The sequence below is a fragment of the Blautia sp. 1033sp1_1033st1_G9_1033SCRN_220408 genome (assembly GCF_040929965.1).
Taxonomy (GTDB): Bacteria; Bacillota; Clostridia; order Lachnospirales; family Lachnospiraceae; genus Blautia_A; species Blautia_A ammoniilytica.
This window is the reverse complement of the sequence record NZ_JBFKZO010000012.1, coordinates 1-16,338: the sequence shown is the minus strand read 5'-3', so window position 1 is coordinate 16,338 and position 16,338 is coordinate 1. Positions and strand designations below refer to the sequence as shown.

20 protein-coding genes are annotated in these 16,338 nt (G+C 44.1%); 17 read left to right on the top strand and 3 right to left on the bottom strand.

All coding sequences use genetic code 11. The features are described from left to right. Window positions 1–73 precede the first annotated feature (73 nt). The 9 genes from yedE to AB5916_RS10120 all read left to right on the top strand — a co-directional run bounded on the left by yedE (window position 74) and on the right by AB5916_RS10120 (window position 8,671). Complete coding sequence (yedE, locus tag AB5916_RS10160) at window positions 74–1,156, top strand: YedE family putative selenium transporter (protein WP_368190650.1); 1,083 nt, start codon at window positions 74–76, stop codon at window positions 1,154–1,156. 1 nt (window position 1,157) lies between these two features. Then, a complete protein-coding gene (locus AB5916_RS10155; protein WP_173729123.1) occupies window positions 1,158–1,364 on the top strand; it encodes a sulfurtransferase TusA family protein in 207 nt (68 codons plus the stop codon). Then, window positions 1,361–1,600 carry a DUF3343 domain-containing protein gene (locus tag AB5916_RS10150; protein ID WP_173729124.1) on the top strand — a complete coding sequence of 80 codons (240 nt, stop codon included), beginning with the start codon at window positions 1,361–1,363 and terminating at the stop codon, window positions 1,598–1,600. Before AB5916_RS10155 ends, AB5916_RS10150 begins: the two co-directional genes overlap by 4 nt. 212 nt (window positions 1,601–1,812) lie before the next feature. Further along, window positions 1,813–2,961: an exonuclease SbcCD subunit D gene (locus AB5916_RS10145; protein ID WP_158421767.1), complete on the top strand. Its 1,149-nt coding sequence runs from the start codon at window positions 1,813–1,815 to the stop codon at window positions 2,959–2,961. A 1-nt stretch (window position 2,962) separates the two neighbouring features. After that, window positions 2,963–6,175: an AAA family ATPase gene (locus AB5916_RS10140; protein WP_368190648.1), complete on the top strand. Its 3,213-nt coding sequence runs from the start codon at window positions 2,963–2,965 to the stop codon at window positions 6,173–6,175. Between the two features lie 13 nt (window positions 6,176–6,188). Continuing rightward, the gene (locus AB5916_RS10135; RefSeq protein WP_368190646.1) at window positions 6,189–6,821 is read left to right on the top strand and encodes a DUF3786 domain-containing protein; all 633 of its coding nucleotides are present in this window, start codon (window positions 6,189–6,191) and stop codon (window positions 6,819–6,821) included. A gap of 13 nt (window positions 6,822–6,834) precedes the next feature. Beyond that, window positions 6,835–7,629 (top strand): transglutaminase domain-containing protein, encoded by a 795-nt coding sequence (locus AB5916_RS10130; protein WP_368190644.1) that lies wholly within the window; start codon window positions 6,835–6,837, stop codon window positions 7,627–7,629. A gap of 24 nt (window positions 7,630–7,653) precedes the next feature. Then, complete coding sequence (locus tag AB5916_RS10125) at window positions 7,654–8,367, top strand: AzlC family ABC transporter permease (RefSeq protein WP_368190642.1); 714 nt, start codon at window positions 7,654–7,656, stop codon at window positions 8,365–8,367. Next, complete coding sequence (locus AB5916_RS10120; protein ID WP_173729130.1) at window positions 8,357–8,671, top strand: AzlD domain-containing protein; 315 nt, start codon at window positions 8,357–8,359, stop codon at window positions 8,669–8,671. The genes AB5916_RS10125 and AB5916_RS10120 overlap by 11 nt, the downstream gene beginning before the upstream one ends. A gap of 55 nt (window positions 8,672–8,726) precedes the next feature. On the opposite strand, the gene dapF is transcribed toward AB5916_RS10120, so the two are convergent. Continuing rightward, on the bottom strand, window positions 8,727–9,581 hold the full coding sequence (dapF, locus tag AB5916_RS10115) for a diaminopimelate epimerase (protein WP_158421761.1): 855 nt from the start codon (window positions 9,579–9,581) through the stop codon (window positions 8,727–8,729). A 238-nt stretch (window positions 9,582–9,819) separates the two neighbouring features. On the opposite strand from dapF, the gene AB5916_RS10110 reads away from it, so the two are divergent. From AB5916_RS10110 to AB5916_RS10100, 3 genes are all read left to right on the top strand, one after another. After that, window positions 9,820–10,602 carry a transporter substrate-binding domain-containing protein gene (locus AB5916_RS10110; protein ID WP_158421760.1) on the top strand — a complete coding sequence of 261 codons (783 nt, stop codon included), beginning with the start codon at window positions 9,820–9,822 and terminating at the stop codon, window positions 10,600–10,602. Window positions 10,603–10,738: 136 nt separating this feature from the next. Further along, window positions 10,739–11,434 (top strand): amino acid ABC transporter permease, encoded by a 696-nt coding sequence (locus AB5916_RS10105; RefSeq protein ID WP_173729132.1) that lies wholly within the window; start codon window positions 10,739–10,741, stop codon window positions 11,432–11,434. Further along, complete coding sequence (locus AB5916_RS10100; RefSeq protein WP_158421758.1) at window positions 11,421–12,167, top strand: amino acid ABC transporter ATP-binding protein; 747 nt, start codon at window positions 11,421–11,423, stop codon at window positions 12,165–12,167. The genes AB5916_RS10105 and AB5916_RS10100 overlap by 14 nt, the downstream gene beginning before the upstream one ends. An 87-nt stretch (window positions 12,168–12,254) precedes the next feature. Here the strand turns inward: AB5916_RS10100 and AB5916_RS10095 are convergent, their stop codons facing one another. Both AB5916_RS10095 and asnA read right to left on the bottom strand, forming a co-directional pair. Continuing rightward, window positions 12,255–12,668 (bottom strand): CBS domain-containing protein, encoded by a 414-nt coding sequence (locus tag AB5916_RS10095; RefSeq protein WP_173729133.1) that lies wholly within the window; start codon window positions 12,666–12,668, stop codon window positions 12,255–12,257. A gap of 24 nt (window positions 12,669–12,692) precedes the next feature. Further along, entirely contained in the window at window positions 12,693–13,700 is a 1,008-nt protein-coding gene (gene asnA, locus AB5916_RS10090) for an aspartate--ammonia ligase (RefSeq protein WP_368190638.1), read from the bottom strand. A gap of 206 nt (window positions 13,701–13,906) precedes the next feature. On the opposite strand from asnA, the gene AB5916_RS10085 reads away from it, so the two are divergent. From AB5916_RS10085 to AB5916_RS10065, 5 genes are all read left to right on the top strand, one after another. Next, entirely contained in the window at window positions 13,907–14,644 is a 738-nt protein-coding gene (locus AB5916_RS10085; RefSeq protein ID WP_368190637.1) for a hypothetical protein, read from the top strand. Between the two features lie 361 nt (window positions 14,645–15,005). Next, entirely contained in the window at window positions 15,006–15,296 is a 291-nt protein-coding gene (locus AB5916_RS10080) for a hypothetical protein (RefSeq protein ID WP_158422377.1), read from the top strand. Then, window positions 15,293–15,532, top strand: a complete 240-nt coding sequence (locus AB5916_RS10075) for a DNA-binding protein (protein ID WP_368190635.1) — start codon at window positions 15,293–15,295, stop codon at window positions 15,530–15,532. Before AB5916_RS10080 ends, AB5916_RS10075 begins: the two co-directional genes overlap by 4 nt. Before the next feature lie 54 nt (window positions 15,533–15,586). Continuing rightward, window positions 15,587–15,787, top strand: coding sequence for a DUF3368 domain-containing protein (locus AB5916_RS10070; protein WP_368190634.1), 201 nt, complete (start codon window positions 15,587–15,589; stop codon window positions 15,785–15,787). Between the two features lie 184 nt (window positions 15,788–15,971). Next, window positions 15,972–16,217, top strand: a complete 246-nt coding sequence (locus AB5916_RS10065) for a hypothetical protein (protein WP_368190633.1) — start codon at window positions 15,972–15,974, stop codon at window positions 16,215–16,217. Window positions 16,218–16,338: the final 121 nt, after the last annotated feature.

Here is a 16,338-nt window from a genome sequence, read left to right as displayed (position 1 = left end):
TAATAATTAATTGGAATAAAAATAGGCTTAATGATAAAATTTCTGTATATTCAGGTAGGGAGGAAAGAGTAGTATGAATGATTCAACCACAAAAAAAGAAACCATCCGGATCATTGTGGCAGGACTTATTATCGGAGCCATTGCTGTAGGGCTGGTTTTCTTTGGTAATCCTGCAAACATGGGCTTCTGTATTGCCTGCTTTATCAGAGATACCACAGGAGCACTGGGATTCCATTCAGCAGCAGCAGTACAGTACATACGTCCGGAGATCGTAGGGCTTGTACTGGGGGCGTTTATCCTGGCTTTGGTTACAAAGGAATTTAAGCCAAGAGGCGGCTCTGCACCAGTGACAAGATTTGTCATTGCTATGTTTGTTATGATCGGATGCCTGATGTTTCTTGGATGTCCTTTCCGTATGATCCTGCGTCTGGCAGGCGGAGATTTCAATGCTTTATTTGGAATCCTTGGATTTGTAGGCGGAATCCTTCTAGGTGTTGTTTTCCTGAAAAAAGGATATACTCTGAAGCGTTCTTATTCCATGCAAAAAACAGAAGGAACGATTTTTACGGTGCTGCAGCTGGTGATCCTTGCACTTCTGGTAGCTGCACCTGCATTTATCCATTTTACAGAAACGGATGGAGGCCCTGGGGCAAAGCACGCTGCAATCGGGATCTCTCTTGTGGCCGGACTGGTGGTAGGTGCACTGGCACAGAGAACAAGACTTTGTATGGTAGGCGGTATCCGTGATGTAGTGCTGTTTGGAGAATGGAAGCTTCTTAGTGGATTCCTGGCTATTCTTGTAGCTGCATTTATTGGAAATGCAATCCTGGGATTCTGGAATCCTGGATTTGCAGGACAGCCCATTGCACATACCGACGGACTTTGGAATGCATTGGGAATGGCACTGGCAGGTTTCGGCTGTGTCCTTCTTGGCGGGTGTCCTATGCGTCAGCTGGTACTGGCAGGAGAAGGAAATACAGATTCTGCAGTTACTGTGATCGGGCTGGCAGCAGGTGCTGCTATTGCACATAATTTTGGCCTGGCATCTTCCGCAGAAGGCCCTACAGCAAATGGCAAAGCAGCGGTATTAGTGGGAATTGTAGTACTGTTGGTGATTGCAGCTTGTAATTCCATAAGAAAGAAAGGAGCAGCCTGAAATGAGAACTGTTGATGCGAGAGGGCTTTCCTGCCCGGAACCGGTGATCCTGACCAAAAAGGCACTGGAAGCAGGAGAAAGCATGTACCAGATCCTGGTGGATAATCCTACGGCAAAGGAAAATGTGACACGGTTTGCAACCCATCAGGGATATAAAGTATCTTACAAAGAAGAGGGTGAGGATTATATCCTTACACTGAAAAAATGAAGGAAGCGTATATAGCTACTTTTTATTCCCATTTTGGAGCCATGGCATTCCACAAGCAGTGTAAAGAGGCCGGATTTGAAAGCCGGATCATGCCGGTGCCAAGGACATTAAGCTCCTCCTGCGGAACCTGCGTGTGGTTCAAAGGAGACCCTGGGCAGGCTTGCAGCTGGGAGATGGAGGAACTGGAGCAGATGGTGAAATGTGTAAACAAGGGTGGATATAAGAAGATCATGTGAATAAGAAACAAGGATAGCTATGAGATGATGATAGCTATAAGAAGATTAAGTGCTGTGAATAAGAAGAAAGGGTTACTGCGAACAAAGTGAACAGTAATAAGCAGGGCAGAGTGCATAAAAGATGTACCTGCCCTGTCTTTTTTTTGCGTGCGGATTATGGTATGATAAAAAATACATAAAAAGCACATATAAAGCAGAAAGAGGCAGGGTGTATGAAGTTTTTTCATTTATCAGATCTGCATATAGGTTTGAAGCTGCAGAATCGGGATCTGCGTCAGGATCAGGAGTATATTTTCGGGAAAATTGCAGAATACGCACAGAAGGAAAAACCTGATGCGATTGTGATCGCCGGGGATATCTACGATAAGGCAGTGCCATCTGCGGAGGCAGTGGAAGTGTTTGACCGTTTTATCCAGGGGCTTGCACAGGCAGCACCGGAGACTGTAGTTATGATGATCAGCGGTAATCATGACAGTGCATCCAGAGTGAACTGCTTCCGGTCTGTACTTGCAAGACAGAAGCTGTACATGATCGGGCAGCCACCGCAAAGAGAAGGGGAGTATATAGAGAAAGTAAGCCTTCATGATTCCTGGGGAAAAGTGAATTTTTACCTGCTTCCTTTTGTAAAGCCATCCACTGTGAAGGCTATCACCGGCAGTGATGAAAATGGCAATAATCTTTCCTATGATGAGACTGTGCGTAGGTTGATCCAGAGGGAGAGTATCAGGGAAGAAGAACGTAACGTGATCGTCAGCCATCAGTTTTACCTGCCATCCGGTACCAGGGCAGAAGATATTCCGAGAATGGATTCGGAAATCCGTACAGTGGGTAATATTGACGAAGTCCAAAGCAGTGTGCTTGAGCCGTTTGATTATGCAGCCCTTGGCCATATCCATAAGCCAATGAAGGTGGGCAGTGAGGTGATACGATACTGTGGGACTCCTTTCCCAACATCTGTCAGCGAGGCAGGCCAGCGAAAAGGAATCCTGCAGGTAGAAATGGGCGCAAAAGGAGATGTATGTGTGAGCGTGCTTCCGCTTGAGCCCTTGCATCAGATACGGGTGATACGGGGAACATTGGAAGAAGTGGTAAATCAAAGCTGTGAGGATTATGTAACAGTGATCCTTAACGATAAGGCAGATCTGGATATTATGGATATGCAGGACAGGCTTCGCTGTGCTTTTCCCGGACTTCTTGAGATACGACGTGAGAATCTGCGTACAGCAGATTACAGCAGAGAAGTAAATGGAGAGATTCAGAAAGATCCTTTTGAACTGTGCTGTTCTTTTCTGAAGGACATGGATGAGCAGGAAAGAGAGCTTCTGAAAGATGTGATCAACTGCGTAAAGGAGGCACACTGATATGCGGCCTATAAAACTGACCATGCAGGCCTTTGGTTCTTACAGGGACAGGACGATATTGGATTTTACAAAGGCTGATCAGAATCTGTTTCTGATCACCGGCGACACAGGTGCCGGGAAAACCACGATTTTTGATGCCATTGTTTTTGCACTTTATGGAGAAGCAAGTTCCGGTGTAAATAAGAAAAACGGCACAGAATTGCAAAGCCAGTATGCAGATCCTTCCGTTGAGCCTTATGTGGAATTTGAATTTTCTGCCAGATACGGCGGAGAAAGAGAAATATATGTGGTGCGTCGTAATCCTCGTCATTTCAGACCCAATAAAAGAGGACAGGGGCAGATTGAGGAAAAGGAAAAAGTATCTTTATTTATGCCAGACGGGCGGGAATATCCTCAGAAGGAAGCGAATGCCAGACTGGTAGAAATTCTGGGACTGACTAAAAGCCAGTTTATGCAGGTGGCAATGATCGCACAGGGAGAGTTTATGGAGCTTCTGCGGGCGAAGTCTGATACCAAAAAAGAGATTTTCCGGAAGCTGTTTCATACGCAGATCTTTCAGGATATTGTGGAAGAACTGGGAAAAAGAAAAAAGGAAAAACTGTCTGAGATCGGACGGATCCGTACGGTCTGCCAGACCGAAACTTCCCATCTGGTGATTCCGGAAGCAGATCCGGATATAGAAGAGATCAGTTTATTAAAGAAGCGGATCTTGGAGTCTGAACGGCTGTCTGTAGTTGACATGGAAAATCTGCTGGCAAAGTTGGAAGGATTGTGCAGCAGACTGAGAAAAGAAAAAGAGAGTCTGGAAAAGCAGGTGGAAGAAAAGAACCGTATCTATCTGAAAAAAAGGGATGAGCTAAATCTGGCAGATTCCCTGTGCCACCAGTTTGTACAGCTTGATGAGGCAAGGAGAGTACTGGCAGAGTGTGAAGAGGATCAGGAGCGGATGCAGCTTCTTACGATACAGATCCGGCAGATCAGGGATGCACAGGAGCTGCATGGGACATACCAAAGGTATGAAGATCAGAAGAAACAGGTAGAAAATACAAGAACCCTTATCAAACATTATCAGGAAGAATTGCCTGAGATGAAAAAGGCCTGTGAGCAGGCTGCCGGAAGCGAGGAGAAGGCAAGGGAGCAGCAAAAGGAAGTACAGGAGATTTTTGCAAAGGTTTCCCAACAGGTGGAGGCTTCCCTGGAAATATTCAGGAAGATGGCTGCGCTTCAAAAGGAAATCAAAGAAAAAGAGCAGGAATCCAGACTGGCAGGCCAGACTCTTGAAAATGCCCAGACCAGTCTTAAAGAGTTGGAGACCAGACTTGGTTTATGGAAAGAGCAGGGAGAAAGACTGTCGGCTACGGACAGACAAAGAGCCTTATGGCAGGCAAAACAGGAGAATATGCTCCGGTTCCAGAAGGAACTCTCCCAGCTGTGGCAGCTGGCCAAAGATACTGTGGAACAGAAAAAGCAGGCAGAAAAAGCTCAGATGGATTATCAGAAAGCACGGAATCTATATGATGTGAAAAACCAGGAGTACACAGTGAAAAGGACTGCATTTTTAGATGCACAGGCAGGCTTTCTTGCAAAAGAACAGCTTCGTCCGGGACAGCCCTGTCCTGTGTGTGGATCTTTGGAGCATCCATCCCCCTGCCAGATCCCGCTGGAACATCAGACCCTCACAAGAGAAGGGCTTCAGAAGCTGGGAGAGGAGCTTACGGTTTTACAGGAGGATCAGGAGAAAAAGGCTGGACAGGCCGGCACAGGAAAGAAGCTGCTTGAAGAAAAACAGGGATATTTCAAAAAGGAAGCGGACAGGCTTTGGCAGCAGATGAAACAGGCGGAGTTTGGACAAGAGGAGAATATACCAGTTCCTGGCGGATGGAAGGAACTGCTGAATTATCTGAAGGATTTTTCCATCCGATGGAATGCAGATGTGGAGAAAGAAAATTTCCGTCTGGAGCAGGCCGAAAAGGAACTGGCAGGAATACAGAAGAGCCTGAAGGATGGGGAAAAACAGAAAGAGGAGCTGCAGAAGATCAGTGAAGATGCTCTTTTGCTGGTAACAAAATGCAGTAATTTTCTTGCGGGAAAACAGGCTGCCTTACAGCAGCTGGAGCAAAGCAAAGGATATTCTTCAAAGGAAGAGGCATTACAGGCTTTGGCTCAGATGAAAGAGAAAAAGACAAATGCAGAGAAGACCTGGAAAAAGACAAGGGAAGAACTGGATCAGATCAAAGCAAATGTAGAAAAGATGGAGGCTCTTCTTACGAAATGTGAAGAAGAACTGCCTGTTTTGGAAAAAGACACTGCTTTGGGAAAACAGATATTTGAGAAAAAGCTTCAGGAAAAAGGTCTGACCCTGCAGCAGATGAAAGAACTGCTTTTGTACGACAATCAGCAGCTGGAGCAATTCCAGAACCAGGTGGAGGCTTATAAGGAAAGAAAGCTGGATGCAGCCAACAGGCAAAAACAGGCTGTGGAATTCATAAATGGCAGAGAAAGACCAGACATGGAAAGACTTTCAGAGGAAGTGAAAACAACCCTGGAGGAGCTGGAAGAGCTGCAGGATCATCTGACCAGGATCAAAGAAATCCATAAGGCAGATAGGGACTGCCTGGATGCCTTATCTCCAAAGATGGAGGAGCGGGCAAGGATCATGGAGGAGCACAGAAGGCTGGAAGAGCTGTACAATATGCTGGCAGGGAAAGTATCCGGAGCCAGAATGGATATTGAAACCTACGTACAAAGATATTATCTGCAGCAGATCCTGTATGCAGCCAATCAAAGATTTGAAGAAATGTCTGCCGGACAGTTTCAGCTGCGTTTGTGCGAACTGGAACGTGCAGGTGAGGGGAAAAACAGAGGGCTGGACCTGATGGTGTATTCTGCAGTTACCGGGAAGGTACGGGAAGTGCGTACCCTTTCCGGAGGAGAATCCTTTATGGCAGCTTTGTCCCTGGCCCTTGGAATGGCGGATCAGATCCAGGCTTCTTCTGCATCTGTGGATCTGGATATGATGTTTATTGATGAAGGCTTTGGTTCCCTTGATGAACATTCCAGAGATCAGGCAGTGCGTGTGCTGAAGGATATGGCATCTGGTTCCAGGTTGATCGGGATTATTTCTCATGTAACAGAGCTGAAGCAGGAAATGGAAGACCAGCTGATCGTAACAAAAGATGAAAATGGCAGCCATATTCGCTGGCAGATCAGCTAATGGGAGGAAGAAAATGTCAAATTATGATGATGTGACAGAGAACTGGAGACAAAAGTTTCTAAAGGAAATGGATCAGGAGAAAATAATAAATAAGTTCAGGCTTTGCGCAGATGACAATTATATTTATATTATCTATTTTAATCATAAATACAGGGTGGACAGGAAAACCGGAAAGATCCAAAGAAAGGAGGAACCGGACAGAGAGGTTGGTTTTAATACCCAAATGGTGATTTATAATACTTTTTATTATGCTGTGGAAAATCCCTGTGCCTCAGGGAAACTGGTTCCTTTCAGGCAGGTAAAGAGGGTGTATCCTTTTGAAAAGGCATATCGGGAGACGGTGATCCAGACACTTCAGACTGTTTTTTCAGGACATGTGGAAGAACTGAAAAAGGCATGTGAAGATCTGGGCGGTACCAGGCTTCCCCAGGGAGATGCAGGGTATGTGCTGCCTGTTTTTCCTTTTCTTAATATAGCTGTCCTGTTTTGGGATGGGGATGAAGAGTTTGATCCACAGGCAAATATGCTGTTTGATTCTGAAATAACTCAATTTATGCATGAAGAAGATGTTGTATGTGTGGCAGCAGATGTTGTAAAATATCTGTCGGAGGCAGCTGGCCTGAAAGAAAAAAGAATATTTGGATGATAAGGAGAGGGAAATGAAACAGAAAACAGGAAAAAGATTTTTATTATGTGCTGTAATGCTTCTGGCTGTAATGCTTTTGGCAGTACCTACCCAGGCTGCAGCCAGATACAAAAAGCAGTGGAAAAAGCAGAACCAGAATATATATTATTACAACGAAAAGGGTAAAAAGCTTACCGGGCTTTCCAAGATCGGTAAAAAAACTTTTTATTTTGACCAAAAAGGAGCACAGCACGTAGGCTGGCAGAAGATCGGCAATGATTATTATTACTTCAACATTGCCAGAGGTTCTAATGGGAGTATGGTTAAATCTGCAAAGGTGAACGGGATCACCATCGACCGTACAGGAAAAGCAAAAAAGGACAGTGCAAGCCTTAGAAGACTTCGTATCCTGCTTGCGGCCAATCAGACAGTGGAGCGTATCACAAAGCCGCTGATGCCAAAGAAAGAAAAGCTGAAGATCTGTTTTGAATATGCAAAGAAGAATTTCGGATATTTCAGCTGGAGAGGCTTTTCTCCAAGAAATGGCTGGGAGATGGATTTTGCTGAAGACATGTTTTTTAGAGGAAAAGGCAACTGCTTTTCTTATGGAGCTGCCTTTGCATTTATGGCAAGTGCTGTAGGATATAAAGAGGTATACGCTATTTCATCAGGAGGCCATGGATGGGCTGAGGTGAATGGCAAGGTGTATGATCCGGACTGGGCACTGGCAAGCTCTGTAGATACATATTTTGCAATGCCTTATTCTTTAAGCGGACGTCAGGGCAGACCAAATTATCTGCCTAACCGGGCTTATGTATCTAAGATATGATATGGTACCAGGGGGAACAATCCGATGAAGAATGAAAGCTTCAAAAAAGGAATCAAAGACGGAATACCCATTGGTCTTGGGTATTTGGCAGTTTCATTTACATTTGGAATGATGTCAGTGTCTTCCGGCCTTAGCATATGGCAGGCTGTACTGATTTCCTTGACCAATCTTACATCAGCAGGCCAGTTTGCAGGCCTGGATATTATTGTGGCAGGCGGATCATACTGGGAAATGGCATTGACTCAGCTGGTGATCAATCTGCGATATTGTCTTATGTCCTTTTCTCTGTCACAGAAAATGCGAAGAGATGAGCCATGGGCACACAGATATCTGGTGGCATTTGGCATTACAGACGAGATCTTTGGTGTAAGTGCCAGCCAGGAGGGAAAGGTGAGTGCTTTTTATAATTATGGTGCCATGTGCATGGCAATTCCGGGCTGGACTCTTGGAACGCTTCTGGGAGCCATATCAGGAAGCCTGCTCCCGGATTTTATCATGAGCGCACTTGGGGTGGCTATCTATGGAATGTTTTTGGCAGTGATCATTCCGCCGGCAAAGAAGAACAAGGCAGTGCTTTTGGTGGTTGTGGCTGCTATGGCAGTCAGCACATTATTTGCAGTTGTACCAGGATTAAATAAAATTTCATCCGGTTTTGTGATCATCATCACCACGTTAGTGACAGCAGGCGGAGCTGCTTATTTGTGTCCGGTGAAGGAGGATGAAGTACATGAGTCATAATGTATACATATATATTCTGGTAATGGCAGGTGTGACCTATCTGATCAGAGTTCTGCCCATTACACTGGCAAAAAAAGAAATTGTAAATCCATATATCAAATCATTTCTTTATTACGTGCCTTACGCATGCCTGGCTGCAATGACATTTCCGGCCATCCTGTCTGCTACTGCCAGCAGGATCTCAGCAGTGGCAGGGTTTGGTGCAGCACTGATTGCTGCATATAAAGAGAAAAGCCTTCTCACCGTTGCACTGATCGCCTGTGGGGCTGTCTTTATTGTGGAACGGATTATGGCTTTTCTGTAAAATGTTCATATGCTTTATTAATGTACCACCCTGGGATCAATGATCCCGGGGTATTTTATTCTCCAAGGAAGGAAAGATCGATCTGGCCATCAAAAACAGTTACTGCAGGACCTGTCATATAAACCAGGTTTTCGCTTCTGTTCCAGAAGATCTGAAGATCGCCGCCAAGCAGCTTCACAGTGACCGGGGTATCTGGTGAAACGTGGCCGTTTAAGATGGAAGCAACGGCTACTGCACAGGCGCCTGTACCACAGGCCAGTGTCTCGCCGGAACCCCGCTCCCATACGCGCATCTTTACAGTATGCTTATCTAGTACCTGTACAAATTCTGTGTTTATCCGATCAGGGAAATTCACATGGTTTTCAAAGGATGGACCGATCTTGGCAAGATCCAGGCTGTCTGTATCTTCTACATATACAATGGCATGAGGGTTCCCCATGGAAACAGCTGTGTAATGATATTCCTGTCCATCTACCTGGATAGGCGCATCGATCACCTGCTCCGTATCTGCAACTACAGGGATCTGTGTGGCCTGGAGGATGGGCGATCCCATATTGACACGGATCAGGCTGGCTTTGCCATCTTTGACTGTAAGATCCACATATTTTATGCCGCTTTTCGTAGCAATGGAGATGCTGGTTTTATTTACGATTCCATGATCGAATACATATTTGGCAACACAACGGATCCCGTTGCCGCACATAGCACCTTGTGAGCCGTCCAGATTGTACATGTCCATTTCACAGTCTGCCACCTGGGATGGGCGGATCAGGATCAGACCGTCCGAACCTATGCCGAAATGTCGGTCGCTGACAAATCTGGCAACTGCAGATGGATCCTTTACCGTTTCTTCAAAACAATTAATATATACATAATCATTGCCAATTCCCTGCATTTTTGTAAACTTCATATTATCAAGCCTCCTTATAGGTGTTATTTGGTCTGGAAAGTTATGCTATCCATAATAAAGGAAAAATGTTATAAAAGTGTGAACGAAAAGAAATACTGCTATAAAAATTGTTATAAAAAACTGCATGTTTATTCAAGTCTACTCTTGCATTTTAAGAAATTCATGGTAGAATTATAAAATAAAAATGAAAGAATATACAGGCTTTATGCATACAATGCCTGAAGAGGAGGAAAAGGTTATGAAAAATTCAAAAAAGTTTGCTGCTCTGGCACTGAGTACAGCAATGACCGTATCCATGGCAGCCAGCGTATCTGCTGCTGTAGAATCAAAGGATGATCTTCCGGGAGCTACCATCGGTGTTCAGCTTGGTACAACAGGAGATCTGGATGCTTCTGAATATGAGAGTGAGGGTTCTACTGTAGAGCGTTACAGCAAAGGAAGTGAAGCTGTTCAGGCATTAAAGGCAGGACAGATTGACTGCGTGATCATTGATTCCCAGCCGGCACAGAAGTTTGTTGAGAACAATGATGATCTGAAGATCCTGGACGACCCTTTTGTGGAAGAAGAGTATGCGATCTGCGTAAAGAAAGGAAATACTGACCTTCTGGACAAGATGAACGGTGCCCTGAAAGAGTTAAAAGATGAAGGTGTGATCGATGATATCATGGCGAACTACATTGGCGATGAGATCGGTGAGCATCCTTACGAGTCCCCAGAGGATGTGGATCGTTCCAATGGCACACTTGTAATGGCTACCAATGCAGAGTTTGAGCCGTATGAGTATCATGATGGCGACGACATCGTTGGTATTGATGCTGATATTGCACAGGCAATCTGCGATAAGCTTGGCTACGAGCTTCAGATCGAGGACATGGAGTTTGATTCCATTCTTGCAGCTGTGAATTCCGGAAAAGCAGATTTCGGCGCAGCAGGCATGACTGTTACTGATGATCGTAAAGAGAATGTTGACTTTACAGATACCTATGCAAATGCAAGCCAGGTAATCATTGTAAAGAAATAATGTGTAATAGGATTTTGGTGTTTTGACACCAAAGGCATAAATAATACGTAACAGAATATAAGAATTATACCGTAAACTACAGAGCTGTTGACATATGGATTGCCAACAGCTCTTTTCAAGGAAAACAGGAAGAATTATGTGGGAAAATATTAAACATGGATTTTATCTGAATTTTATTAAAGAAAACAGATATCAGTGGCTGCTGGACGGATTAAAAACAACGCTGGAGATCACAGTTTTCGCAGTGATCATTGGCGTGATCATCGGCTTTATTGTGGCAATCATCCGTTCTGCACATGACAAGAATGGAAAATTCAGGTTTTTGAATGGGATCTGTCGTGTATACCTTACCGTGATCCGTGGTACGCCTACCATGATCCAGCTGCTGATTATGAACTTTGTTATTTTTGGCTCAGTAACTGTGAATAAGATCATTGTGGGCGGTCTTGCTTTTGGTATTAATTCCGGCGCTTATGTGGCAGAGATCGTCCGTTCAGGAATCATGTCCATTGATCAGGGGCAGACAGAGGCTGGACGCAGCCTGGGACTGAATTTCTCCCAGACAATGCGCATGATCATCATCCCTCAGGCTTTTAAAAATATACTGCCTGCACTGGTTAATGAATTTATCGTTTTGATCAAGGAGACTTCAGTGGTGGGTTACATCGGTATGATGGATTTGACAAAGGGCGCAATGCTGATCCAGAGCCGTACTTATGATCCTACCTGGCCGCTGTTTGCAGCAGCTGCCATTTATCTGGCACTTGTAATGACTCTTACTTACTTTATGAATAAACTGGAGAGGAGGCTGCGTACGAATGAGCGTGGATAAATCAAAAGTCCTGATCCAGGTACAGGAGCTTCAAAAAGCTTTTGGTGCCAATGTGGTCCTGAATGGGATCAGCACAGATATTTGTCAGGGAGAGGTAGTAGCGATCATCGGGCCTTCCGGTTCCGGTAAATCTACATTTCTCCGTTCTCTGAATCTTCTGGAAGAGCCTACCGGAGGTAAAATCCTGTTTGAAGGTACAGATATTACAGATCCTAAGGTAGATATTAACCGTCACAGACAGAAAATCGGGATGGTGTTCCAGCAGTTCAATCTGTTTCCTCACAAAACAGTAAAGGAAAACATCATGCTTGCTCCGGTTGCATTAAAGCTGATGACAAAGGAAGAGGCTTCTAAAAAGGCTGATGACCTGCTGGCAAGGGTTGGTCTTCCAGACAAGGCCAATGCTTATCCGGACATGCTTTCCGGCGGACAGAAGCAGCGTATTGCCATTGCACGTTCCCTTGCAATGAATCCGGATGTGATGCTTTTTGATGAGCCTACGTCAGCACTTGACCCGGAGATGGTTGGAGAAGTTCTGGAATTGATGAAAGAGCTGGCAGAAAGTGGCATGACTATGGTAGTTGTCACCCATGAGATGGGATTTGCAAGGGAAGTGGCAACAAGAGTGGTATTTATTGATGATGGGAAAATCCAGGAAGAAAATATCCCTGAAGAATTTTTTAAAAATCCCAAGAATCCAAGACTTAAGGAATTCCTTTCCAAGGTATTGTGAAAAAAAGAATATTGGGAAGGACTGCAGGAGCGCAAAGCAGGGAGCAATCTGTGAAATCATAATTTGTATAAAGAAAAACGAGGCTGATCAACAGTCTCGTTTTTGCATTTCAGAGTAACAATATTTAATGATGGCTTTACGGGTGATGATCCCGATAAAAAAGCCCTGATCATCTACAACCGGAACATAATTCTGGTTAATGGCACGGTCTACCAGATCTTCCATATCAGAATTGATATGTACCGGCTTGTAATTGGCACGGCGTGGAATGGCCATGATCGGTACACTCTCTGCATCTTTCAGGTCTGAGATCTCCAAACGCTGCATGCCCCAGAGAAGATCTCCTTCTGAAATCGTGCCGGTGTATTTGCCGTCCGGACTTAATAAGGGAATACAGGAGAATTTTCTGTGTTCCATTTTTTCAAGAGTCTGCCGCAGGGTTTCATTTTCAAAAATATATGCTACCTCGCTTTTGGGGGTTAAAAAAAATAATATATTCACAATGGATCCCTCGTTCCTGTTCTTTTATAAGAGCGGTATGCCGCCCTGTGCTGCTTTTTCCTGGATCTCCTCTGGCCAAAGAGAAACATGGACTTCCCCGATATGTGCCTTGCGAAGGAAGAACATACAGATACGTGACTGTCCGATACCACCGCCGATGGTATAAGGCAGCTCCTTATTCAGAACCGCTTTCTGGAAGGGAAGCTCTCTCCGGTCGTCACATCCTGCTTCTGTCAGCTGTTTATCCAGAGTATCTTCATCCACGCGGATACCCATGGAAGAAAGCTCAAGGGCAATGTCAAGTACAGGATAGTATACCAGGATATCGCCGTTTAATTCCCAGTCATCATAGTCCGGGGCACGGCCGTCATGACGTTCTCCATTGCTAAGGGTCTTTCCTACCTGCATCAGGAAAACAGCACCTTTTTCTTTGACGATCTTGTATTCTCTTTCCTTTGGGGTGAGCTCCGGATACATATCTACCAGCTCCTGTGTGGAAACAAAAGCAATCTCCCGGGGCAGGATCTCTTCTATGTAGTCATATTGTACAGCCATATATTTCTCTGTTTTCCGAAGAACGCTGTAGATAGTACGAACCGTGGAAATCAAGGTCTCCATGTTGCGCTCTTCTTTGGAAATGATCTTCTCCCAGTCCCACTGATCTACATAGACAGAATGAATATTATCCAGATCCTCATCCCTGCGGATGGCTACCATATCAGTGTACAGACCTTCCCCATGGGAAAAGCCGTATTTTTTGAGGGCATATCTTTTCCATTTGGCAAGGGAATGGACGATCTCAGCTGGTTGCTCCTGGCCTTTGATATCAAAGCTTACAGGGCGTTCTACGCCATTCAGATTGTCATTAAGGCCGGATGAAGGATCAACAAAGACAGGGGCTGATACACGGAGAAGGTTCAGCTTCTGTGCCAGTGTCTGCTGGAAAAAATCTTTGACAGTTTTAATTGCTACCTGGGTATCGTGGAGATTCAGGTCTGCATGATACCCCATGGGAATGATCAGTTGTTCCATAGGAACCTCCTTGTTATATATTTAAAATCATCTTTACAGTCATAAAAAGATATCTGTGCAAAGAACAGTATAATTATAACAGGAAAATATGTAAATGGCAATTTACACCTTGAAAGAATTATATAAAATAGATAATATATTAATATTAGAAGGAAAAATAGATGTAATATGGCTGTAGTATGAGGATGGCAGGAAGGAGTTTTACAATGAGAAAAGAATGTCAGGTATGCGGCGGTCCGATTGTCAATGGAAGGTGCAAGCTTTGCGGCATGCCATATCGAAATGATGAGATTTTATATCACCTGAATGAGAATCGAAGAGATCATTATAAGCATGCCTCTTGGAGAGCCAGGATTATGATGGAGGATGAGGAACGTCCTTTGGGTGATAAGAAGATACAGGAGTATCCGCAGGATGGACAGAAAAGGTCAAAGCCAGCCACAGGGACAGGCACCAGGGCGGCAGGGAGAAGTCAAGGTGCGCATCAGACTGTGAGAGGAAATGCACAGCCAGCCGCCAGAACTGTCAATAGGGAAAGGAAACGGAGAAGAGGAAGTGTCATATGGTTTATGGCATTGATTATTTTGATCAGTGTTGTACCAGCAGTAATCGAAGAATTGAAGGACAGGACAGACTCTGCTTATCAGGAAACGTATGACAACCTGACAGAAGATTCCTGGGAGGAAGCGGATACAGTTCTTACTTTGACAGGTGATGATCTACTACTGGTGGGAACAGACCTGGAAGCAGGATCTTATATCTTCACTGTGACAAAAGGGTATGCGAATATTCGTGTAGAACATAATGGACACAGTGCGATGTATGGGCTGGCACAGGATAATGAGAGAAAATTTTATCTTTTAGAAGGGGATATGATCTGGCTGGAGCATTCTTCCCAGGATACAGATACAGAAAATGCAGAAGTAGAGATACAGGGGATTTGAAAAGGGGAGCTGCCGGATGTTTCGGGGAGAGTATAAATCCAAAGAGAAACACCCGGTAGGGGAGCTACCGGGTGTTTCGAGGGGAGTATAAATAATTAAATAAGGGGTTATAAACGGCATGGTTTGATAGGGCGCGAAATGGCGTAAATACGCGGAAAATCGGGCGTCGAAGTTTACTGGGATTCATATTTGGGGAGGGCATCTTGGACATATTTTGGACATGAAAGTGGAATAAGAGAGCGAGGAAAAACTTATTTTTCAATGTATCAGTTGTAGAAAAGGAGAATATTAGCTATAATATAAAAAAGGAGCAAACTGTTGAAGGATAATTACATGACGCACAGAGAAGGGATGTGATATTATGGTAACAACAGAATCTGTAACTATTAAAGTTCCGGTAGGAATGTCTAAATATCTGGTAACTATGACACCAGAAACTGAGCTTACCAGAAATGCACTATTACTCTATCCTTATATATTAAATCAGACAATATCCCATGGTCGGGCTGCAGAGATACTGGGTATCAGAAAATCGGAGCTGATAGATCTGTATGATAAGCTGGGATACTCCTATTTTGATATGACTATGGATGATCTGGATGCTGAACTGAATACTTTCAGAGAACTTAAAAAGAGGGAGACTGCGGTATGATCGTTGTGTCAGATACCACACCACTTATATCGCTTCTAAAAATTAATCAGCTGGATTTGCTGGAAAAACTGTTCGGAGAAGTTCTTATTCCGGAGGCAGTCTTTAATGAATTGACTGTAGATGAGCGCTTTCAACTGGAAGCTCAGTTGATTAGGCAAAAGGAGTTTATTGCAGTAAAGCCTGTCAATAACCTTGAATCAGTCAGCATATTGAAAAGAGCAACTGGTCTTGACTAGGGAGAGAGTGAAGCGATTGTTCTGACAGATGAATTAAAAGCGGATTTACTGCTGATGGATGAAGCCAAAGGAAGAAATGTATCAGCACAGATGGGACTTAGAATTATGGGAACTATAGGGATTCTTATAGCAGCATATGAGGAACATGAATTAACGTCTGATGAAGTAAGAGAATGTGTTGGTGGTTTGCAGCGTGCAGGAAGGCATATCGGACAAAGACATTATCAGATGTTGTTGGGACGATTAAAGGACTAAAGATTAATAGTTAGAAATGGTATTAACGAAGTTTTCTATTGCTTATAGAGAAATGGAAGAGACTGGAAATTTGAATTCTGGTCTCTTTTTTTATATCTTCAAATTTGCAACAGATATAAAAATTGTAATATGCTCATAGAAGGGAGAAATGGAACCAGAGCAGGTTCGGAACATTATGGACAGTATGATAAGAAAATTGTATGACATGGAACTGGAAGAACTGGGACGGAGCGGCTGGCAGGATGAAAAATTACTGTCAGAAGTCAGAAAACTTCTGGAAGAGAACAAGGCTTTTATCCAGGTTGAAGATAAAACTGGACGTGAGGGTGCTGATTTGGCGTTTGCGATTGCTGAGATAGGAGAAGAAATTGGTTTTACGCAAGGATTCAAGTGTGCCTTTCAGCTTTTTATGGAATGCAGAAGGGAATAGGTTCAAATGGTACAAGATATTAACGAAAAGGCTATGCGTGGGGAATTGATATGCTACCCTCATATAGGACAATGAAATATAAAAGTCCTATATGGGGGTATTTTCATGTCCAGAAAAAGCA